Annotated in this window: 16 protein-coding genes; 6 read left to right on the top strand and 10 right to left on the bottom strand. The window is 50.1% G+C overall.

What is annotated here, in order from left to right:
- Positions 1–26: 26 nt before the first annotated feature.
- The gene (zapE, locus tag AC6R0R_RS09425; RefSeq protein ID WP_500626504.1) at positions 27–1133 is read right to left on the bottom strand and encodes a cell division protein ZapE; all 1107 of its coding nucleotides are present in this window, start codon (positions 1131–1133) and stop codon (positions 27–29) included.
- A 151-nt stretch (positions 1134–1284) separates the two neighbouring features.
- On the opposite strand from zapE, the gene zapG reads away from it, so the two are divergent.
- From zapG to degS, 3 genes are all read left to right on the top strand, one after another.
- Complete coding sequence (zapG, locus tag AC6R0R_RS09420; RefSeq protein ID WP_487901331.1) at positions 1285–1752, top strand: Z-ring associated protein ZapG; 468 nt, start codon at positions 1285–1287, stop codon at positions 1750–1752.
- A gap of 116 nt (positions 1753–1868) precedes the next feature.
- Positions 1869–3236: a DegQ family serine endoprotease gene (locus tag AC6R0R_RS09415; RefSeq protein ID WP_334554305.1), complete on the top strand. Its 1368-nt coding sequence runs from the start codon at positions 1869–1871 to the stop codon at positions 3234–3236.
- A gap of 153 nt (positions 3237–3389) precedes the next feature.
- A complete protein-coding gene (degS, locus tag AC6R0R_RS09410; protein ID WP_487901332.1) occupies positions 3390–4457 on the top strand; it encodes an outer membrane-stress sensor serine endopeptidase DegS in 1068 nt (355 codons plus the stop codon).
- A gap of 91 nt (positions 4458–4548) precedes the next feature.
- On the opposite strand, the gene parC is transcribed toward degS, so the two are convergent.
- The 6 genes from parC to nudF form a co-directional block, all read right to left on the bottom strand.
- Positions 4549–6831, bottom strand: a complete 2283-nt coding sequence (gene parC / locus AC6R0R_RS09405) for a DNA topoisomerase IV subunit A (RefSeq protein ID WP_500626503.1) — start codon at positions 6829–6831, stop codon at positions 4549–4551.
- Positions 6832–6834: 3 nt separating this feature from the next.
- On the bottom strand, positions 6835–8715 hold the full coding sequence (gene parE, locus AC6R0R_RS09400) for a DNA topoisomerase IV subunit B (RefSeq protein ID WP_500626502.1): 1881 nt from the start codon (positions 8713–8715) through the stop codon (positions 6835–6837).
- 205 nt (positions 8716–8920) lie between these two features.
- Positions 8921–9502 (bottom strand): esterase YqiA, encoded by a 582-nt coding sequence (gene yqiA / locus AC6R0R_RS09395; RefSeq protein WP_500626501.1) that lies wholly within the window; start codon positions 9500–9502, stop codon positions 8921–8923.
- Between the two features lie 2 nt (positions 9503–9504).
- Positions 9505–10326 carry a 3',5'-cyclic-AMP phosphodiesterase gene (gene cpdA / locus AC6R0R_RS09390; protein WP_500626500.1) on the bottom strand — a complete coding sequence of 274 codons (822 nt, stop codon included), beginning with the start codon at positions 10324–10326 and terminating at the stop codon, positions 9505–9507.
- 9 nt (positions 10327–10335) lie between these two features.
- A complete protein-coding gene (locus AC6R0R_RS09385) occupies positions 10336–10776 on the bottom strand; it encodes a DUF1249 family protein (RefSeq protein WP_334554536.1) in 441 nt (146 codons plus the stop codon).
- Positions 10777–10792: 16 nt separating this feature from the next.
- Complete coding sequence (gene nudF, locus AC6R0R_RS09380; RefSeq protein ID WP_500626499.1) at positions 10793–11428, bottom strand: ADP-ribose diphosphatase; 636 nt, start codon at positions 11426–11428, stop codon at positions 10793–10795.
- Between the two features lie 231 nt (positions 11429–11659).
- Here nudF and tolC point away from each other — a divergent pair, with 231 nt between their 5' ends.
- On the top strand, positions 11660–12985 hold the full coding sequence (gene tolC / locus AC6R0R_RS09375; protein WP_500626498.1) for an outer membrane channel protein TolC: 1326 nt from the start codon (positions 11660–11662) through the stop codon (positions 12983–12985).
- A gap of 80 nt (positions 12986–13065) precedes the next feature.
- On the opposite strand, the gene AC6R0R_RS09370 is transcribed toward tolC, so the two are convergent.
- From AC6R0R_RS09370 to mnmL, 3 genes are all read right to left on the bottom strand, one after another.
- Positions 13066–13512: a hypothetical protein gene (locus tag AC6R0R_RS09370; RefSeq protein WP_500626497.1), complete on the bottom strand. Its 447-nt coding sequence runs from the start codon at positions 13510–13512 to the stop codon at positions 13066–13068.
- Between the two features lie 4 nt (positions 13513–13516).
- Positions 13517–15859, bottom strand: a complete 2343-nt coding sequence (gene arcB, locus AC6R0R_RS09365; RefSeq protein ID WP_500626496.1) for an aerobic respiration two-component sensor histidine kinase ArcB — start codon at positions 15857–15859, stop codon at positions 13517–13519.
- Positions 15860–15992: 133 nt separating this feature from the next.
- A complete protein-coding gene (gene mnmL / locus AC6R0R_RS09360; protein WP_500626495.1) occupies positions 15993–16937 on the bottom strand; it encodes a tRNA modification radical SAM protein MnmL/YtqA in 945 nt (314 codons plus the stop codon).
- A gap of 513 nt (positions 16938–17450) precedes the next feature.
- On the opposite strand from mnmL, the gene gltB reads away from it, so the two are divergent.
- On the top strand, positions 17451–21989 hold the full coding sequence (gene gltB / locus AC6R0R_RS09355) for a glutamate synthase large subunit (protein ID WP_500626494.1): 4539 nt from the start codon (positions 17451–17453) through the stop codon (positions 21987–21989).
- Entirely contained in the window at positions 21989–23458 is a 1470-nt protein-coding gene (locus tag AC6R0R_RS09350) for a glutamate synthase subunit beta (protein ID WP_334554283.1), read from the top strand. The genes gltB and AC6R0R_RS09350 overlap by 1 nt, the downstream gene beginning before the upstream one ends.
- The last annotated feature ends 15 nt before the right edge of the window (positions 23459–23473 follow it).

Below are 23473 nucleotides of genomic sequence, written 5' to 3'. Positions count from 1 at the left end.
CGCCTCTCCCTTCCCTCGCAAGCGTGTCACGCTAAATGCTCGCGCGCTAGGTACTCATGACTTTGCATTTCGATCAAACGAGACTGGCAGCGCTTAAATTCGAACGCCAATTGCCCGCCGGTGTATAGCGCATCGAGTGGCACTTCCGCCGAGATAATCAAGGTGACATGACGCTCATAAAACTCATCCACCAACGCGATAAAACGCCGCGCCGCATCGTCTATGGTGTGGCCCATCTGTTTCACATCAGCCAGCAACACTGTGTGGTAGAGTTTAGAGAGCTCAATGTAATCATTTTGACTGCGTGCACTTTGACACAGCTGCGCAAACGTCGCATGCAGGACACCTTCAGCGCTTTGTACGACGTCTATCTGACGGTGGTTGATCTCAATGCGCACTTCACCGACCTTGCCATCACCCACCAGTTGATGAAAGTAGTGGTCCAGGTTTTGACTGGCCTTATCATCCAGAGGGAAATGGTAAATTTCCGCTTGCTCAAGGGTGCGCAAGCGATAATCAATGCCGCTGTCGACATTCAATATGTCACAGTGCGTTTTGATTAGTTCAATAGCAGGCATAAAGCGCGCACGTTGCAAACCATTTCGATAAAGATCATCGGGAGGAATATTGGACGTGGCCACTAAAATGACGCCGCGTTTGAACAGCGCTTGAAACAAGGTACCCAAGATCATCGCGTCAGTGATATCCGACACGAAAAACTCATCAAAACAGATGATCTCCGCTTCTGCCTTGAAGATGTCGGCGACCTCCTCTAACGGATCGTTCCTTTCCCCTAGTCGATTCAACTCATCATGAACTCGATACATAAAACGGTGAAAGTGCACACGCATTTTTTTCTCAGAGGGCAGCGCATCAAAAAACGTGTCCATCAGATAGGTTTTTCCTCGTCCGACGCCCCCCCAAAAATAGAGACCTTTCGGCGCTATCACAGGCGTGGCAGCGCGCTTGCCAAACCATGCTTTCCAGCCGGTGACTTGAGGCTGGGGCTGCGCTTGATAATCAATAAATTGGTGATAGAGACGATCCAGCGCTGTCACCGCTTGCAACTGAGCAGGGTCAGACTGAAAACCGTTTTTTTGGATATCGTTTTGGTAAATCTCTAGTGGTGTCATGACTTCACGGCCTATTAGGGAGTCGTTGAAACTGCTAACGAGAGCACACGCATTTTTCTTTATCGGCTCAGGAAGTCATAGTACCATGTCAAAACAGCATGTGTAATCAATCCGTAAAAAACATGTTAAATAACAATCATAAGGAGCCATTATGCCTTGGATTTACGCCCTCGTAGGTTTGCTTGTTGGTGCTGTTTTAGGCGTGCTTTTTTCCCGTATCAGCACTCCAGGTTACAAAAAACAGAAGAACATCCAAAAAGACCTCGACAACACTAAGTTTCAACTCGAGCAACAAAAGCAAGACCTTACCGATCACTTTGCCCAAACGGCTGAAATGCTTGATGCCCTCGGCAAAGAGTACACCAAGCTTTACCAGCACATGGCTAAGACTTCTGGCGAGCTTTTGCCGAATATTCCTGAACAAGACAATCCTTTTGTTAAAAAAATCACAGAGCAAGCCAGTACAGAATCTGAGGTAATTTCCGAGCAAACACACAGTGTGGATACACCAATGGATGAGGCACCTAAAGATTACGCTCAAGGTGCGACGGGTCTTCTTAAAGAACAAAAGAAACCTGTCGTCGATGAAAAAGAAGTGCTGTCTGCTAAAGCTTCTTGATTGAATTTCATGAACTTTACAAAGGTTTTTGAGTCATAACTCCCATGAGTGGCCATTGAGTTTTGATTTTGACGTACAAATATCAGACGAGAGCCTTCACTTAATAGGAGTATCCGATGAAAAAACCTTTGCTTGCCTTAACCGTTCTATCCTTAAGCTTAAGTTCCATCATCGCCCCCATGCCGGCGAGCGCTGCCCTACCACTCTCCGTCAATGGAGAGCAGCTTCCTTCTCTTGCCCCGATGCTTGAGAAAGTGACGCCCGCTGTGGTGAGCATTTCTGTTGAAGGTACCCAAGTATCACGTCAACAGATCCCCGATCAGTTCCGCTTCTTTTTTGGTCCAGACTTCCCTACCGAGCAACTGCAAGAGCGTCCATTTCGTGGCTTAGGCTCAGGCGTCATTATTGACGCTAAAAAAGGGCACGTCGTGACCAACTACCACGTCATCAACGGCGCGGAAAAAATTCGCGTAAAACTGCATGATGGTCGTGAATATGATGCCGAGCTGGTCGGGGGCGACCAGATGTCAGATGTAGCCCTGCTCAAGCTAGAAAAAGCCAAGAACCTCACTCAAGTCACCATCGCGGATTCTGATCAGCTGCGCGTCGGCGACTTTACCGTCGCGATAGGTAACCCGTTTGGCCTCGGCCAAACCGTGACCTCGGGTATCGTCTCGGCCTTGGGACGCAGTGGTCTCAATATCGAAAACTTCGAGAACTTTATTCAGACCGATGCGGCGATCAACAGTGGCAACTCTGGGGGGGCTTTGGTCAACCTCAAGGGGGAGTTGATTGGTATCAACACTGCTATTTTGGGTCCTAACGGCGGCAACGTCGGGATTGGCTTTGCGATTCCATCGAATATGATGACCAACTTAACCGATCAAATTCTTGAGTTCGGTGAAGTGAAACGCGGCATGTTGGGTGTACAAGGCGGTGAAATCACCTCAGAGCTGGCAGAAGCACTAGGCTATGAGTCAAGTAAAGGCGCCTTTGTCTCACAAGTGGTGCCGGACAGTGCTGCCGATGACGCGGGGCTGCAAGCCGGTGATGTGATCGTGTCGGTCAATGGTAAAGAGATCAACTCGTTCAGTGAACTGAGAGCGAAAGTCGCCACCTTAGGCGCGGGCAAACAGATCACCTTGGGTATCGTGCGTGACGGTAAGTCAAAATCCTTCGATGTCACCCTAGGCGAACAAACCGATGTGAAAACCACCGCCGATAAGCTGCACGAAGGACTATCGGGCGCTCAACTGACCAACACCAATGCGAGCGACACCGTTCAAGGGGTGAAAGTGGCTTCGGTTGAAAAAGGCTCGAAAGCGGAAGCGTATCAGCTTCAAGCGGACGACATCATCATCGGCGTCAATCGCAAACGAGTGAAAAACTTGGCTGAGTTCCGCAGCGCACTGGAAAAACAACCGGGCGTATTGGCACTCAATATCCAACGTGGTGAGCGTACCTTGTACCTTGTGATTCGCTAACCCGTTCGAAATTTTCTTTCGTTAAGGCAGCCTTCTCACGGCTGCCTTTTTGTTGATGCTCGCACTGCGCCGCTCACTAACTTCACGTCTGACGGGGTTAGTGCTATTCTTGGCCAACTTACCTGTTGAAAATGAATAACAAATGAGGAAAGCATGCTGCGATTTTTATTGCGCTCAGTCGGATTGGGGTTAATCACAGCATTGCTCTTGTTATTGGCGATTCCGTCGTTGCGCTCCAATATTTTACCGAAACATGTGCCAACTGACCTTCCTCTCTTCTCCCGTGAACAAATTTCGTTTAACCAAGCGGTTAGAAATGCTGCGCCAGCCGTGGTCAACATTTACAGTCGAAAATACACCGAATCCGATCGCACTAAGCTCTCGACACAGGGGCTAGGTTCTGGGGTTATCGTCAGTGAAAAAGGCTATATCATCACCAATTATCATGTTGTCGCTCAGGCGGATCAAATCATCGTCGCAGTACAAGATGGTCGCGTTGCCGCTGCGCAATTAGTCGGGAAAGATCGCCGTACGGACATCGCGATATTGCAGATCGAAGGCAGTAACCTGCCGGTTATTCCACTCAATCCAGAATACACACCAAAAGTTGGTGATGTGGTGCTTGCCATCGGTAACCCATACAATCTCGGGCAAACCACCACATTTGGAATTATCTCCGCAACCGGTCGCTCCTCCATCAGTGCCGATGGTCACCAAGCCTTTATTCAAACCGATGCGGCGATCAACGAGGGGAACTCGGGGGGCGCTTTGGTCAATACTCGTGGTGAATTGGTAGGCATCAATACGGCCTCTTTCCAACAAGCAACCGAGCTCGAAACCTACGGTATCTCTTTTGCGATTCCCTACTCGTTAGCAAATAAAATCATGCAAAAAATCATCGCCGATGGACGCGTAATTCGCGGCTATATCGGCATCGATGGTCAAGACATCAACTCAGTGACATCGCGTTTACTCGGCAATGAGCATCTCGGTGGCATCGTGGTGTTGGGGGTCGACCCGAATGGACCTGCCGCGCAAGCTGGGTTTGAATCGCAAGACATCATCTTGAAAATCGACGGCAATAAGATCAATGGTCGTCAAAGTGTGTTAGACATAGTGACAGAACTTCGTCCGGGTACGGTTGTGGATGTTCTCATTCTGCGTAAAGGGGAAGAGAAGACACTGTCTGTGACCATTGCCGAAGATACTCGTCTCAATTAACGCGACTTTTAGACCACACATAAACCAAATAAAACGCCCACCTTATCGAATAAGGTGGGCATTTTGCTTTTCTTTCACGATAATCTTAGCGTTAAGACTCCGACGTATCGCTGTCCGAACTGACGTTGCCTACATCAATCTCAATGGCTGTCACTCGTTGCAAGCCACGTGGCAGCAAACCACCACGACGACCACGCTCACCACGGTAGTTGTCGAGGTCGTTAGGCTTCAAGCCCAACTTGCGCTTACCGGCGTACAGCGTCACGGTTGCCCCTTTTGGCATTGCGATAAGGTGAGAGACAATCTCTTCACGCTCTTTGGCTTTGGCGGCAGGGATATTAATGATCTTATTGCCTTTACCTTTACCAAGCTGAGGCAAGTCTTTAATTGGGAACAAGAGCATGCGACCTTGGTTGGTGATGGCCAAAATTTCATCATTGTCTAAATCGCCCACGGCATGAGGTGGCATCACTTCCGAGTTGGCAGGCAAGGTGACCAGCGCCTTACCACTGCGGTTTTTCGACAATAAATCACTGCCTTTACAAACAAATCCGTAACCGGCATCAGAGCCCACCAACCACAGCTGATCTTCTTCGCCCATCACAACCTGACGAACAGTCGAACCTGCACTGATATTCAAACGACCGGTGATCGGCTCACCTTGGCTACGCGCCGAAGGTAACGAGTGCGATTCAAGTGAGTAACTGCGACCATCACTGCCAAGGAAAACCGCCGGCTGATTGCTCTTACCACAGGCATGAGCGAAATAGTTATCGCCAGACTTGTAGTTCAAGCTTTCCACGTTCACATCATGGCCCTTCGCGTGGCGAATCCAGCCTTTCTCTGACAATACGACCGTGATCGGTTCACTTGGTACTAAATCACGCTCTGTCAGCGCTTTGGCTTCTTCACGCTCGACCATAGGTGAACGGCGGTCGTCACCGTACTTCTCAGCATCGGCTTTGATCTCTTTCTTCAACAAGGTGTTGAGACGACGTTCAGAACCCAGCAGCTGCTCCAGTTTTTCTCGCTCTTTTTGTAGCTCATCTTGTTCACCACGGATCTTCATCTCTTCCAGTTTGGCGAGATGACGAAGTTTGGTGTCCAAAATCGCGTCAGCTTGAATGTCGGTGATGCCAAAACGTGCCATTAACACGGCTTTTGGCTCATCTTCCGTGCGGATGATTTCAATCACTTCATCCAAGTTGAGATAAGCGACTAGCAAGCCTTCCAAAATATGCAAACGCGCCATGACTTTATCCAGGCGATATTGCAGGCGGCGACGCACCGTCGAACGACGAAACTCGATCCACTCAGAGAGGATCTGCACCAACCCTTTCACTTGAGGGCGGTTATCCAAACCGATCATGTTTAAGTTCACACGATAGTTTTTCTCGAGATCCGTTGAGGCAAACAAGTGATTCATCAATTGGTCGCAGTCAACGCGATTGGAGCGTGGCACCACCACGATACGCGTTGGGTTCTCGTGATCCGACTCATCACGCAAGTCATCCACCATCGGCAGTTTTTTCGCTCGCATCTGGGCGGCGATTTGCTCAAGCAGTTTCGCGCCAGAGACTTGGTGTGGCAGCGCGGTGATCACAATATCACTGCCCTCTTTGTGCCAAACCGCGCGCATTTTAACACTGCCGCGACCGGTGCGATAAATCTTCTCTAGGTCCGCTTTGGGCGAGATGATTTCAGCTTCGGTTGGGTAATCGGGGCCTTGCACAAAGCCCATCACATCATTGAGGTCCGCTTTCGGGTGGTCAATCAGGTGAATGGTTGCCTCAGCCACTTCGCGCACATTGTGCGGCGGAATATCAGTGGCCATACCTACTGCAATACCGGTGACGCCATTGAGCAAGATATGCGGTAAACGTGCCGGCAGCATTTTCGGCTCTTTCATCGTGCCATCAAAGTTAGGCTGCCACTCAACGGTGCCTTGACCTAACTCACCCAGCAATACTTCCGCAAACTTTGATAATTTCGCTTCGGTATAACGCATCGCAGCGAAGGATTTCGGATCGTCCGGCGCACCCCAGTTCCCTTGACCGTCCACCAATGGATAACGGTAAGAGAAGGGCTGAGCCATCAACACCATCGCTTCGTAACAGGCTGAGTCGCCGTGCGGGTGATACTTACCCAGCACGTCACCCACCGTACGAGCGGATTTTTTGTATTTCGCCGATGCCGAGAGACCGAGCTCCGACATGGCGTATATAATGCGTCTTTGAACCGGTTTTAATCCGTCACCGATATAAGGTAACGCACGGTCCATAATGACGTACATTGAGTAGTTTAAATAGGCGTCTTCCGTGAACTTGCGCATTGGCAACTGTTCGACACCATCATAGGTAATTTCTGTCGACATTCACTATACCTCTGCCAAATCGCCGTTGCTCTGTAACCATGAGCGGCGGTCATCCGCACGCTTTTTACCCAACAACATATCCATCATCTCTAATGTCGCTTCATTGTCATCAATGGTTAGCTGCACCAGACGGCGGGTGTTCGGGTCCATAGTGGTCTCACGCAATTGCAGTGGGTTCATCTCACCCAGACCTTTGAATCGCTGTACGTTGATCTTGGCTTTTTTCTTCGACAAACGCTCCAAGATGCCTTCTTTTTCATCGTCATCCAGCGCGTAAAACACTTCTTTTCCGCAATCGATACGATACAAAGGAGGCATAGCAACATAGATGTGTCCCGCTTCCACCAGCGCACGGAAGTGGCGAGTAAACAGCGCACACAGAAGCGTGGCAATATGCAGACCATCGGAATCCGCATCGGCAAGAATACAGATCTTGCCATAACGCAGTCCTTCTAGATTGTCGTTGTCTGGGTCAATGCCTAGTGCCACGGAAATATCGTGCACCTCTTGCGAAGCGAGCACTTGGTCAGCCGAGACTTCCCACGTATTGAGAATTTTACCCCGCAGTGGCATCACCGCTTGGAACTCTCTATCACGCGCCTGTTTGGCAGAGCCGCCCGCGGAGTCACCCTCGACAAAGAAAATTTCGGTTCGGTTGAGATCTTGCACCGAGCAATCGGTTAGTTTACCCGGTAAGGCTGGGCCAGAGGCCACTTTTTTACGCACGACCTTCTTGCTCGCTCGCATGCGGCGATGAGCATTGGCAATACAAACTTCAGCCAGTTGCTCCGCCAATTGCGGCTTTTCATTCAGCCACAAACTGAAGGCATCTTTGACCACCCCAGAGACAAACGCTGCGGTTTGGCGCGAAGAGAGACGCTCTTTAGTTTGGCCTGCAAATTGCGGATCTTGCATCTTGACCGAGAGCACGTAAGAACAGCGATCAAAAATATCATCGCCCGTCAGTTTGACGCCGCGTGGCAGCAAGTTGCGGAACTCACAGAATTCACGCATCGCATCCAACAAGCCTTGGCGTAAACCATTGACGTGCGTACCGCCTTGTTTGGTCGGCACCAAGTTGACGTAACTTTCCGTGATCATCTCGCCGCCTTCTGGCTGCCAAATCACGGCCCAATTGGCCATTTCCGTTTCAGCGACGAATTCACCAATGTACGGTTCCTCAGGCAAGACCGGATAGCCTTTTACCCCTTCTGCGAGATAATCTTTTAGGCCATCTTCGTAGAACCATTTATGCTCTTCGTTGTTAACTTGATCGACGAAAGTGATCTCAAGTCCTGGGCAAAGTACCGCTTTTGCGCGCAGGTTGTTGACCAAGCGAAGGGCAGAGAACTTAGCGCTGTCGAAGTATTTGGCATCTGGCCAGAAGTGAACGGCGGTACCCGTATTACGGTTACCACAGGTGCCCGTCACCGTGAGTTCGGTGACGGCGGCGCCATGTTCAAAGGCAATTTCGTGCACTTGCCCTTGACGCCTAACGATCACTTCCACGCGTTTTGACAACGCGTTTACCACAGAGATCCCCACCCCGTGGAGACCGCCAGAGAATTTGTAGTTGTCGTTGGAGAACTTACCACCCGCGTGAAGCTTGGTCATGATGAGTTCTACGCCAGAAATTCCTTTCTCTGGGTGAATATCCACCGGCATGCCGCGGCCATCATCAATCACCTCTAATGATTGATCGGCGTGCAGAATGACTTTGATCTTCTTAGCATGTCCAGCGAGAGCCTCATCCACTGAGTTATCAATCACTTCTTGCGCTAAGTGGTTGGGTCGCTCTGTTTCGGTATACATGCCAGGACGATGTCGTACTGGGTCGAGACCTTCAAGAACCGAGAGGTCTTTCGCATTATATTGTTCAGTCATAATACGGAGTTCGTTATAAAGAATGAAAACATGACTGTGCGCTGATGAAATCAGGCTTCGAATTGAAAAAGTGGCTCGTGTGACAAATCAACACTTTTGCCAAAACCGCACAAGTATAGGTGGAACATAGTCTGGAAGAGTATCAACTATGTCAAGTGAGACAGCGAAGTAACAAGCAAATTTATGACTCTTCCCTCAATGAGGGCTAGAGCGCTAGGAACTCCACAATCGCCGCAGGGTAGTATTCAAAGCCGACAAAACTGTGATCGCCGCCTTCGATAACGGTCTGTTTCGCGCCAGCTAATTTGCTCACGGCTTGACGGTAGTCCAACACTTCATCGCCGGTTTGTTGCAGCAGCCAAAAATCACTCGGATTTGCAATCACCTCAGTCTCGAGCGCTTTAAGCTCCTCGATATGGCACGCTTGTAAACAATACTCTTCTTGAGTGTAGGGGTTTTTCTGAGGGCCTAAGAAATCCGCCAATAGTTGATAGGGCTTGATAGCAGGGTTAATCACCACCGCTTTAAAGCCAAACTTTTGATTGAGCCACATCGACAAATAGCCACCGAGCGAGCTGCCCACCAGGGCTATCTGATAGTCATGTCGATGCTGTTCGACAATCGCCAGCAAATGCGCGGCCGCTTGCTCAGGAAAGCTGGGCAGACGGGGGATCTCCACTCGAATATCAGGGCGGTGAAACTGGCAATAGTCTCGCATCACATTGGCTTTTAGCGACTGAGGTGAGCTGTTAAAGCCGTGAATGTACAAGAGCATTGAAGGTTTCATGATCAGTATCCTGCTGAGCTAAAGTCCGGTTGAAATTGCCCTTCTGGCAATCGCTGAACACGAGTCTCAAACGAGCCATCGGCATTAAGAATCAGTTCTCGCCAGCCTGGTGAGCGCACATCAAGCGCAAAGTCGTTCGAGTTGGGTTTAAATTGCACGCAAGTAGACGGCGTCGCCATCACTTGTACGCCCTGATGATTCACGTTCATATCTTGATGGACATGACCACACAGTACCGCTTTGGTGTTGTTGTGTTTACTCACCACCTGCCAAAAGTTGTCTGCGTCTTTTAAGCAGTGCTGATCAAGCCATGCACTACCAACCAGAATTGGGTGGTGATGCAATAGCACCAAAGCGTGTTTGTCTGGGTATTGTGCCAGCTTGCTATCGAGCAGATCTAACTGACTGTCGCTTAAACGGCCATGAGGAACGCCAACCACTTGCGAGTCAAGTAAGATAAGTTGCCAGTGTTCACCGAGCAGCACATGCTCAGCAGGCTGAATTTGTGAGGTTGGCAATACCGAAGTCATACTGGGCTTAAAGTCGTGATTGCCCGGTAGCCAAAAGCACGTTTTCTCAAGCGGAGCAATACCATTGACGAAGCGTTGATACGACTTTTCGGTGTGATCCTGAGAGATATCGCCAGTCGCCAGAATGGCATCAAACTCGACGTGACGTTCGACAATGGCGTTGACCACTGCGTGGAAGCTGTCGCGCGTATTTACGCTCAGTAAGCTGCCATCTTCGGGTTCAAAAAGATGCGTATCGGTAATCTGAACTAATTTGATACTGCCATTCTGCGCTGTATTAGACACTACTTTCAAAATATAAACCTAGATATTTAACGGAGCTTTACTAATGCCCTGCTTCAAACAAAACGACAGCCAATCGCCTAAAAAGCGGTTGAGTTGCACTTTTTCATCTTGTTGAACCATCTTATCGTTCGGATAGTCGTAACGAGGGTTCACCCGTTTTAGATGCTCGCAACCACACACTTCCGCCACGCGAGCATCGTGGTAGAGCCTGACAGACATTTTTGGCAATGGAAATACTGGAACGTCATCACTTTGACAAATATCGACCAAAGTTGTGTACTTTGTGACTTCGCACACTTGAATTTGATACGTCATGCTCGCCGCTTCATAGCAGCGAACGTCGTCGATGCTCGGCTGCGCAGGCAGCAAGGCATTCAACTTGGCGTAATTGGTCTCATAAGTCCGCATCAGATCCGCTAAATCAACATGATACGGTTTCTTCATTGCTACTTGTGTCATCATTCTCTCAAGTGAGTTATGCCTTAGTGGCCCAGTTGGCTCGGACTCGTTGCTGGTTCAATTGCAACCATTGTAGCGCGATGATCGAGGCACCATTTTCAATCGAACCATCCAACACCGCTTGGTACGCGTGCTCACGATTCATCACGTGCACTCGAATGTCCTCTCCTTCATAGTCTAAACCATGAACGCCATGCGCTTTAGAGGCATCCACCTCTCCAACAAAAACATCCAGCTTTTCAGAGCATCCACCAGACGATGGGTAATAAGAGGTCACTTTCTCAAGGCGCCCTACTTCAATCCCTGCCTCTTCCACCGCTTCCCGGCGCACCACCGACTCGGCGTGCTCGCCAGGCTCAATCATGCCGGCGACAATTTCTAACTGCCAAGGGCAATCATGCTCTAGAGCGCCAACACGAATCTGCTCGATGATCACCACTTGATCCCGCTCTGGGTCGTAAGGGAGCATCGCCGCGGCATGGCCGCGTTCAAACATCTCACGCTCAATGGGTTCACTCCAGCCACCCTCAAATAGCTTATGTCTAAAACAATATTTGACCATTTTAAAGAAACCGTCGAATAGCGTCTTCTTCGAGATGATTTCAATATCGCGTCGGGTAAAATGCGTTTTCTGCGGGCTCGGTTGTTGCATTTGGCACCTCTCTGAGTGAATCTTATAGTTTACTCAGTCAATTGCTGAACTTCCAAGGGCCTAGCTCAACTTTTTGTGCAAAATTTATAGATTTATTTAAATTGATTAATTTTTTATATTGCACAGCTGGACAATTACATGTAAAACTCTGAAAAGATTCGAGCAAAATGACAACAAATTGGGTTAAACTCCATGAGTCAACTTTTTCATATATAGGCAGGAATAGGACCAATGAAGAAACTGCTTCCCCTTTTTATTAGCGCAGCGTTAGGCGGCTTAAGCACTCAAGTATCAGCTGACACGCTGGCAGAAATCTACGATCAGGCAAAAGAGAATGATCCCACCCTTTTGAGTGCAGCGGCTCAGCGTGATGCAGCGTTTGAAGCGGTGACTTCCAGTCGCGCCACGCTACTGCCACAAATTAACTTAACGGCAGGTTACAACCTGACCCGTGGTGAAAAAGAACCCGATGCGGACTCGTCATACGATACAGATGTGAACTCGTTGACGGCGGGTATTGGTTTCTCACAGCAACTTTATAACCGCACCAGTTGGATTACATTGGACACCGCGGAGAAAAGCGCCCGTCAACAAGACGCCTCTTATGCGGCGATCCAACAAGCGTTGATCCTACGTGTTGCCACTGCCTATTTTGATGTGTTGCGCGCACAAGACAACCTCGAATTTGTCCAAGCGGAAAAAGCCGCGGTTGGTCGTCAGCTTGAGCAGACTAAGCAGCGTTTTGAAGTGGGCCTGTCAGCGATTACAGATGTGCATGATGCCCAGGCACAATACGACTCAGTGCTGGCTGATGAAGTGCTGGCGCAAAACACATTGACCAACAGCTATGAAGGGCTACGTGAAATCACGGGTCAATCGCACTCTGAACTGTACGTGCTCGATACTGACCGTTTCTCGGCAACGAAAACTCAAGCGGCCATTGACGCCCTAGTGGAAGAAGCGCAGCAGAAGAACCTCAGCTTACTCTCAGCGCGCATCGCGCAAGATGTGGCAAAAGACAACATCTCTTTGCAAAGCTCTGGTCACCTACCGTCATTGACCCTCGACGGCGGTTACAGCTACACAGACCTAGATAAACATGTCAGCGCCAACGGCACCACTAACGACTTTAATATCGGCGTTAACCTTAGCGTACCACTCTACACCGGTGGCGCGACGACCTCGCTCACCAAGCAAGCGGAATTCAACTACGTTGCTGCCAGCCAACAACTTGAAGCGACCTACCGCAGCGTGGTGAAAGATGTCCGTGCGTTCAACAACAACATCAGCGCTTCGATTGGTGCCCTACGTGCTTACGAACAAACCGTCGTCTCTGCAAAATCCGCGCTGGAAGCGACAGAAGCGGGCTTTGATGTCGGGACACGTACCATTGTTGACGTACTTGATTCAACACGTCGTCTGTACGATGCCAACAAAAACCTCTCCAATGCACGTTACGATTACATCCTAAGCGTACTTCAATTGCGTCAAGCTGTTGGTACCTTGAGTGAGCAAGACATTCTTGATATCAACGCGGGTTTGAAAGCGTCAAGCTAAGCCCACACGTGACTGACAATAAAAAATGGTTGGCTTTTGGGCCAACCATTTTTTTCTCGATTCTTCTAACCTAATAGCGTTTAGTAGACCTTATCAACCGTCACTTGGTTTTGCACCAGCCACTTCACCATACCTTGGTAGGTAAGAGCGACGGCTACATCAATCGGCTCTTCGCTGCCCACATCGAACGGCTGACTGAAGGCCACTTCCCAGTGATGCTCATCTTGAGTACGCAAATCAAATTGGTCTGGCGTCAACTGCCAAAGCTGATCGCCCTGCTTGAGCGTGACAGTTTCCACATCAAGCTCCGCAGGTAAAACGGCATTGCTTCTGAGGTACAAGGCCCCGTGCAGCGTATCTTTGATGTCATCACCCACAGTGGGCATTTTATCCAACCAGAGGTTGCTTTCGAGCACCACGGTTGCCTCAGCGACGTCGAGTTGATCGCTGCTGTTCCACACCACATCTTGTGCCGCACATCCGAGCAGCAAAGCACTGCCCAATACAAGAGAGACTAACTTTTTCATCACGTTACCTTTGTGCTAACCAGTCTTTGAGAACTTGAATATCATACTGGTATTCGTTTTTCATTTCCTCAACCCAATCATCAATGTTTTCCCACCAAGCGGGTAATTGGGGTGATTGCGCCTTTTGCGCCACACTTTGAATGCGTTTTAAACCTATCGAGCCGGCTGCCCCTTTGATCTTATGCGCTTCAGAGACGATACCCTCTTGATGTTTGGCAGTCATATTGGAATCGAGCACTTGCAAATACTCTGGCATCATCTCTTCAAACATGGTGATGCTGTCAAGCACGGGCTGTGGCCCGACGATGCCGACATAAGACTCCAACATATCGATATCGAGTAGCTGCTGATAGGCTTCAAGATGCTCGTGGGTGTCAGGCGCGGTTTCGCTCTCTGTTGGCTCACTGCCCGATGGCACCTCGGAGAACTTAGCGATCACATCTAACACCGCTTTCACCGACAGCGGTTTACTGATCGCATCGTCCATCCCTTGATTGAGATACTCGCTCTTATCCTTTATCACGTTAGCCGTGAGCGCGACCAAAGGCGGCAGGTGAGAGTATGTGCGACGGAAATAACTCGCCACATCAAAACCGGTCATATCGGGCAATTGAATATCGAGGAACACCAGATCATAGATCTCTGGATCAAACATCTCCATCGCTTCAGCACCATCCATCGCAATCGTCACTTCATGGCCGAGGCTTTCAAGTAATGAACGTGCTACGGTGACATTCAGCTCGATATCTTCCACCATAAAGATATTAAGCTCTTGTGACGCGGCTTGCGTCACAGACTCAGGTTCATTCAAAGAGACAAGCGGCGCTTTGAGCGTCACAGTAAAGGTACTGCCAAAGCCCTCTTCACTGCTGACGGTAATGTCACCTTCCATCATGTTGATCAGTTGTTTAGAGACCGCAAGACCAATCCCCGTCCCGACTGCGTGCAGGTTGTCCGTTTCCGATTTGACTTGATAATACATGGCAAAGATCTTATCGAGCTCCGCCTCTGGAATGCCGATGCCACTGTCTTCCACCTCAAAGCTAATGTAGGCATGGGCGTCGTCTGTTTCTGCACTGACGCTCATCACCACCCCACCTTCTTTGGTAAATTTCATCGCGTTGCTGATCAAATTCCACAACACCTGACGCAGACGAGTCGCGTCCACTTCGATACCGTGAGGCAGTTCGCTTAGCCGCTCAAGATCAAAACGTAGGCCTTTTTGCGAGGCCATCAGCGCAGAGATACTCTCCATCTCTGCCACAAACTCTTCAAAGTTCATCGGCTCTGGGTAGAGCTCCAATTTGCGACGATCAAACTTATCCATGTCGATGATGTCGTTGAAGATATTCCCGAGCGTAATCGCGCTGACGTTAATGGTTTGCATGTGCTTGCGCTGCTCTTCACTGAGCTGCGTATCAAGCAACATTCGGCTCAACCCCACAATGCCATTCAGCGGGGTGCGCAGTTCATGGCTGATGGTGGAGATAAACGTGGTTTTATCGCGACTGGCTTTCTCCAGCGACTCTTCATGACGTTTACGCTCGGTGATATCGCGGCCAAAACCCACCAACCCTAAATGACGACCGTCCTTGCTGTAAAACGGTACTTTGCGCAGCTCAAAGTAATTTTTGCGTCCATCTGGGTATTCCAGCCACTGTTCGTAGGTCAACGCGCGATTGTCAGCAAACACCTTTTGGTCGGTATCGACAATCGGTTCCGCGATTTCTCGGCTATAAACATCCCAAGGGGTTAAACCGACCAACTGGCTCTCTTTCTTACCAGTCAACTCTTCCATCGCTCGGTTACATCCAGAAAAGACCCCATCGGCGTTACGATAATAGATAAGATCGGGTGAGGCATCGATGAAGGATCGCAGCAGCGCGGTTCGCTCCGCCAACTCGACTTGAGTGCGCTCACGTTGATAGACCTCATTTTCAAGATCTTTCATCGCTTCTTCGCGCGCCGATTCGGCTTTGATCCGCTCTTCAATTTCTTGATTGAGTTTTTCGATGTTTTGTTGAAGTTTGTAGTTCAGCTCTTGGTCTCTTGAACGCATGTCTTTGAGTTTAGAGACGAGCTTGGATAAACGTTGACGAGACTCTTCAAGCTGATCCACCACCACAGAAAGAAAATAGACCGCCCAAGGCGTGATAAGTAGACCAAAGAAGACTGAGCGAACGATGTCAATATCATCCACGTGGCCACTTAACACCAGCGTGATCCCCACCTGGACCACAACGGCCAGTGCCACCAACGCCAAAGCAAGCAAAATTGAGAAACGTAAAATGCCAAGTTTGACCAAGAGGTCGACATAATACTGAGCGAGGTTTTTTATCGGTTTCATTAAACGCTCCGAGCCTAGAATCACCACTGCCTCATGATGGACAGTGGTTTCATACTACCTGTTTTGCCCTTGGGCTGCTAAGGCTTCTCTGACTCGTGAACGTTTAAATGTGGGATGTGTGAAGCGACAAGGCTTAGGGCGTGGCAAGTTGCGGCGCTGTGTAAACGAATGGACGCTCAATCAACGAGCCTTGCGCACCCAACGCATTGAGTGAGCGCCCAATTTCCGTCATCGCCAGCCAGCGGTTTTCACACCAAAGCGGTGCCAACAAGGTAGGTCTGCGTGCCGCCGAAGAGACGCGATGATAGACCACTTCCGGTGGCGTCATGCGGATCATTTCACTGGCAATAGCAACATACTCATCAAGCTCAGGCGCCTGCAGTTTACCTGCTCGCCACGCTTTAGCCATGGTACTGCCTTCGACAATGTGCAGCCCATGCAGTTTGATGCCATCGGCACCCACCGCCAACACTTGGCGCAAAGTCTCCAGGTTGTCATCGCGTGTTTCGCGCGGCAAGCCCACAATCAGATGAGTACACACCTTGATCCCGAGCGCTCTAGCGCGCTCGGTGATACGCGCATAACACTCAAAATCGTGGCCACGGTTGATGCGTTTAAGGGTGTCGTTGTTGGCGGTTTGTAAGCCAAGCTCTAGCCAGATTTCATAGCCTTGCTCCACGTAGTCAGAGAGCAGTTCAAGCACCGCATCAGGCACACAATCTGGCCGCGTTCCTACGCACAATCCGACGATGTCCGCCGCTTTGAGCGCCTCTTCATACATCGACTTGAGCACTTGCACCTCAGCGTAGGTACTGGTGTAAGCCTGAAAATAAGCCAGATACTTGTTCGCGCGACGAATCTCCCCCGCTCGGTCAGTGAGCTGGGCTTGAATACTTTTTACTTGAGCTTGCTCATCAGCAAACGAAGCGACATTGCAAAAGGTGCAGCCACCACGGCCAATCGTCCCGTCGCGATTCGGGCAACTGAACCCACCGTGCAAGGTCAGCTTGTGCACTTTCTCTTTATAGCGACGCTGGAGATCTTGACCAATGGTATTGACTAATTCGTGTAGCTGCATCTCTCACCCAAACGTAAATAAATCTCATTAAGATTTATGTAAAAAAATTACAATCATGAAAATAATTCGGAGAGGAATCTACCGATTTCAAACAGGTGCATCTTTAATCAGAGTCAATAAACATTCATTAAATACAGGCATTTCGCTAAATGTTACGCAAAAGTTAAACGCAATGGTGCATGTTCATGCGAAAAAAGTGGGCGACAAGGGCGAGTTTTCATTGCATTTGCTGCTGACAAAATTGTAGGATACTTACAGTTTTTGTGATTTTTATTACAGACAAAATTGCAAAATCATCGGCGGTATCCACCTCCCACCTATATAAATCACTACATAGTGACAATAAAAACACGGATATCACCAAGGATTGTTTTTCTCGCAATATTTTTCCTGCGAGATACGGAACGGAATCTAAGTCTCCCACCTCGGTTGACTTCGAATCATACAAATCAAGGACAAGACGCCCCTGCGGAATAGGGTAATTGCGTCTAATTGAACTGGAAGGATGTATCTATGGTAGATAGAGAGCAAAGTTCTCAGGGTCTATATACTCCAGAACTGGAGCATGACGCCTGTGGTATCGGTTTTGTTGCTCACCTGAAAAACCGTAAATCACACGAAGTTGTGACTCAAGCACTCGATATGCTCGCTCGCATGGAACACCGCGGTGGTCAAGGCTGTGACCCTTGTAGTGGTGATGGTGCGGGTATCTTGTTGCAAAAACCCCATGAATTTCTTTTAGAAGAAGCAGTAAAGCTCGGTATCAAACTGCCTTCTTTTGAAAAATACGGCGTTGGCGTAGTTCTCTTCCCGAAAGATGAATACAAACGCGAGCAATGTCGTGACATTTTAGAGCGAAACGCCAAGCGTCTCGACCTAGAAATCATTGGCTACCGCGTACTGCCAACCGACAACTCCATGATAGGCGCCGATCCTCTCAGCACTGAGCCTCAGTTCGAGCACGTGTTTGTCACTGGCGGCCCAGGTATGACGCCAGAAGAGCTTGAGCGCAAGCTGTACGTGCTGCGTAACTACACGGTACGCGTCTGCCTTGAGAGCGTGTCGAACATTGGTGATGATTTCTACATCAACTCCATGTCTTACAAAACCTTGGTGTATAAGGGTCAGTTGACCACAGAGCAAGTGCCTCAATACTTCCTCGACCTGCAAAACCCAACCATGGTGACGGCGCTAGCCTTGGTACACTCTCGCTTCTCTACCAACACCTTCCCGAAATGGCGTCTGGCGCAACCTTTCCGTTATATCGCCCACAACGGTGAGATCAACACCGTTCGCGGTAACTTAAACTGGATGAAAGCCCGTGAGGCGATCATCGAGTCGGATCTGTTTACACAAGCAGAAATCGACATGCTATTGCCTATCTGTCAAGAAGGCAGCTCGGACTCTTCAAACTTCGATATGGCACTTGAGCTACTGGTCCTCTCTGGTCGTAGCCTGCCACACGCATTGATGATGATGATCCCAGAGGCGTGGCAAGAAAACAAAACCATGGATCCGACACGTCGCGCGTTCTACCAGTATCACGCGAACATCATGGAACCTTGGGACGGCCCAGCGTCAGTCTGCTTTACCGATGGTGTCCAAGTAGGCGCAACGCTCGATCGTAACGGCCTGCGCCCGTCTCGCTACACCGTGACTAAAGACAACTTCCTTGTGATGGCGTCTGAGTCTGGTGTTGTGGATATTGCCCCAGAGAACGTCGAGTTCCGCGGCCGCTTGCAGCCTGGTCGTATCTTCGTTGCGGATTTAGAACAAGGTCGCATTATCTCTGACGAAGAAGTCAAAGATACCATCGCAGGTGCTCAACCTTACGAACAGTGGGTGAAAGATAACCTACTTAGCCTGAAGAAACTGCCTGATGCGAGCAACCAGTTCAGCCAGCCTTCTCCAGAGCGCCTTCTCCATCGTCAACAAGCGTTTGGTGTCAGCACTGAAGAAGTGAATGAAATCATCGTTCCAATGGCGAAAGAAGGCAAAGAGCCACTGTCTGCCATGGGCGCAGACTGGCCATTGGCTGTCTTGTCTCACCAGTCTCAGCATCTATCCAACTACTTTAAGCAGTTGTTTGCTCAGGTTACCAACCCACCGATCGACCCGATCCGTGAGCGTATGGTGATGTCACTCAATACCTACCTAGGTAAAGATCATAACCTGCTGACTGAAACTCCGCTTCACTGTCAAAAAGTGGAACTGGAATCGCCAGTGCTCGCGAACTCTGAGCTAGAGAAATTGCGTGCGATCGACAACGAACACCTACAGGCGAAAACGCTCGATATCGTGTTCCAAGCCAATGAAGATCAAGGCAAACTAGAGCGTGCATTGAAGCGTATCTGTCAATACGCCGAAGATGCGGTGGTCGATGGCTACTCAATCATCCTACTCACAGACCGCGCAGTGAACTCAAACCACGCGGCTATTCCAGCCATGTTGGCCGTCGGCGCCGTTCACCATCACCTGATCCGCAAAGGTCTACGCGCGAAGTGTGACATTGTGGTTGAAACCGGTGATGCGCGTGAAACGCACCATTTCGCGACGCTACTTGGCTACGGCGCCAATGCCGTCAACCCGTACTTGGTGATTGAGACCATTGTTGAGCTGCAACGCACCAAGAAGCTCGATCCAGAAGCCAGCCCACGCGATCTGTTTGATAACTATCGCAAGGCGATCAACGGCGGCCTGCTGAAGATCTTCTCTAAAATGGGCATTTCAACCTTGCAGTCTTACCATGGCGCACAGATCTTTGAAGCGCTTGGTATCCACAAATCCGTGGTCGACAAATACTTCACGGGTACCGTCTCTCGTATTCAAGGTTTGACGCTCGATGACATCGCAAAAGAAGTCCTCATTCGTCACCGTGTCGGTTACCCCCAACGCGAAATCCCAGTGCAAATGTTGGATGTTGGCGGCGTCTACCAGTGGAAACAGCGCGGTGAAAAGCACCTCTTCAACCCTGAGACGATTTCGCTATTGCAACAATCAACACGCAACAAAGATTACGAGCAGTTCAAGCAATACGCGGCCGCGGTGGATAAGCAAGGCGACAACGCGGTGACGCTGCGTAGCCAGTTGGAGTTTGTTAAGCACCCTGCTGGCTCAATTCCCATCGACGAAGTAGAACCGATTGAAAGCATCGTGAAACGCTTCGCTACCGGCGCGATGTCGTTTGGTTCGATCTCTTACGAGGCGCACTCAACGCTGGCCGTTGCGATGAACCGATTGGGCGCAAAGTCTAACTCGGGCGAAGGTGGTGAAGACCCAATGCGCTTTGAGCGCAAAGAAAACGGTGACTGGGAACGCTCAGCTATCAAGCAGGTCGCATCCGGTCGCTTTGGGGTAACTTCATACTACCTCACCAACGCAGATGAACTGCAAATCAAGATGGCGCAAGGCGCGAAACCGGGTGAAGGCGGTCAGCTTCCGGGTGACAAAGTCGATGATTGGATCGGCGCCACTCGTCACTCAACACCGGGCGTCGGTCTGATTTCTCCACCGCCACACCACGATATTTACTCTATCGAGGATTTGGCTCAGCTGATCTACGACTTGAAGAACGCGAACCGCGCTGGCCGTGTGAACGTCAAATTGGTCTCCGAAGCGGGTGTCGGCACGATTGCCTCAGGCGTTGCGAAAGCCAAAGCAGACGTTGTGCTTATCGCAGGTTTCGACGGCGGTACCGGAGCCTCTCCGATGTCATCGATTCGCCATACGGGCCTTCCTTGGGAATTAGGTTTGGCGGAAACGCACCAAACACTACTGAAAAACGGCCTACGTAACCGTATCGTCGTTCAAGCGGATGGTCAGATGAAAACGCCTCGTGACCTCGCTGTCGCCACATTGCTGGGCGCTGAAGAGTGGGGTGTCGCAACCGCGGCACTGGTAGTTGAAGGCTGTATTATGATGCGTAAGTGTCATAAGAACACCTGTCCTGTGGGCATTGCGACACAAAACAAAACGCTGCGTGAGCGTTTTGACGGCCGCGTCGAAGACGTCGTGACCTTCTTCCAATATATGGCACAAGGCTTACGCGAGATCATGGCAGAACTTGGCTTTAGAACCATTGATGAGATGGTCGGTCAAGGTCAGAAAATGAAGATTCGTCAAGACGTATCGCACTGGAAATACAAGAACTTAGACTTATCTCCTGTGCTACACGTTGAGCAACCGCGCGAGCAAGACGGCGTCTACAACCAGACCGTACAGAATCACAACCTAGAGCAAGTGCTTGACCGTAAACTGATTCAAGCGGCGATCCCTGCGCTCGAAAAAGGCGAAGCGGTCAACGCTGAGTTCCCGATCGTCAACACTGACCGCTCTGCTGGCACCATGTTGTCTAACGAGATTTCCAAGGTGTATAAGGATCAAGGTCTGCCTCAACCGATGAACGTTAAGTTTACCGGTAGTGCTGGCCAGTCGTTCGGTGCGTTCCTTGCGAAAGGCGTCAAATTTGAAGTCGAAGGCGATGCGAACGATTACTGGGGTAAAGGCCTATCTGGCGGTACCTTGGTGCTCTACCCAGATGCCAAATCAAGCATTATTGCCGAAGACAACATTGTGGTAGGTAACGTCTGTTTCTACGGAGCAACCTCCGGAGAATCCTTCATTCGCGGTATGGCCGGTGAGCGCTTCTGTGTACGTAACTCGGGCGCGAAAGTGGTTGTCGAAGGCGTGGGTGACCACGGCTGTGAATACATGACAGGTGGCGCGGCGATTATCCTCGGATCGACTGGTCGCAACTTTGCCGCGGGCATGAGTGGCGGTGTCGCTTACGTTTGGGATAAGTCGGGTGACTTTGAATCCAAACTCAACCCAGAGTTGGTCGATTTGGATCCTATCGAACAAGAAGACAAAGCCTTCTTACAAGATATGTTGACGAAACACGTTCAATTCACAGGAAGTGAAGTGGCTCAGTCTTTCTTAGACAACTTTGAAGCAAGCTTAGCGGCGATGGTGAAAGTCATGCCACGTGACTACAAAGCGGTGCTTCAAAAACGTCAAGCTGAGGCAGAACAAGCAGAAACGGAGGCAGTGTAATGGGTAAGCCGACTGGATTTTTAGAGCATGGTCGTGAACTTCCACAAAAGATCGACCCCAAAGAGCGCATCAAGAACAACAAAGAGTTCGTCCTGAACGACGAATTTGGTAGCAAGATCAATACGCAAGCATCACGCTGCATGGACTGTGGTGTGCCGTTTTGTCATAACGGTTGCCCCATTGGCAACATCATTCCTGAGTTCAATGATGCTGTGTACCGTGATAGCTGGGAAGAGGCGTGGAACATTCTAAGCTCCACCAATAACTTCCCAGAGTTTACTGGTCGAGTCTGCCCTGCGCCGTGTGAAAGTGCATGTGTATTGGGGATCAACCAAGACCCTATCACCATCTGTAACATTGAGAAAACCATCGTAGAAACGGCGTATCGTGAAGGGTACGCCAAACCGAAAACGCCACGCTCTCGCACAGGTAAAACGGTGGCGATCATCGGTAGTGGCCCGGCGGGTCTCTCAGCAGCCGAGCAGCTGAACAGCGCCGGCCATAGTGTCACCGTGTTTGAGCGTGATGAAAAAGTGGGCGGATTGCTACGCTTTGGCATTCCAGACTTTAAACTGAGCATGGAAGTGATTGATCGCAAGATCAATCTGATGGCCGAAGCGGGCGTTGAGTTTAAAGTCAACCAACACGTGGGTGTTGATGTCAACGCTCAGCAGCTTCGTCAAGAGTACGATGTGGTGTTGCTCACCGGTGGTTCAACCGTACCGCGCGACTTGCCAGTCCCGGGGCGCGAGCTTAACGGTGTGTACTTTGCGATGCAGTTCCTCGCACAAAATAACCGCCGCGCCAACAACATGGATCTCAAAGGTGAAGAGATTCATGCCGCCGGTAAACACGTGGTGGTGATTGGTGGTGGTGATACAGGTTCAGACTGTGTCGGCACTTCTAACCGTCACGGCGCTGCCAGCGTCACCCAGGTGGAAATCATGCCGATTCCGCCTGAGAAACGTCCAGCGAACATGCCTTGGCCACAATACCCAATGATCCTACGTACCTCGACTTCACACGAAGAGGGCGTTGATCGTCACTGGAATATTCTGACCAAAGAGTTTATCGGTAATGACCAAGGTGACGTCACCGGTCTGCGTATCGCTGACATTGTTTGGCAAGACGCAAAACCGGGCGAGCGCCCGAGCTTCAAAGAAGTCGAAGGCAGTGAGCGCGTGATTCCATGTGATATGGCGTTCTTGGCAATGGGTTTCTTGCATCCAGAACCGACCGGCGTTCTTGCTCAGCTTGATGTAGCGCTTGATGAGCGTGGCAACGTCGCCACACAAGACTTCGCCACCAATCAAGCGGGTGTCTTTGCCGCAGGTGATATGCGTACCGGCCAATCTTTGGTGGTACGTTGTATCAATGAAGGTCGAGAGTGTGCACGTGCTATCGACCAGTACCTGATGGGGGGAACCCACCTTGAAGCGAAAGCGGATTCACTTATGCTCTCTGCATAACCGCTTACACTGACA

This window comes from Vibrio sp. R12-SW3-ISO1, assembly GCF_059834005.1.
The sequence above is the reverse complement of the archived record's forward strand: the minus strand, read 5'-3'. Positions and strand labels throughout refer to the sequence as shown.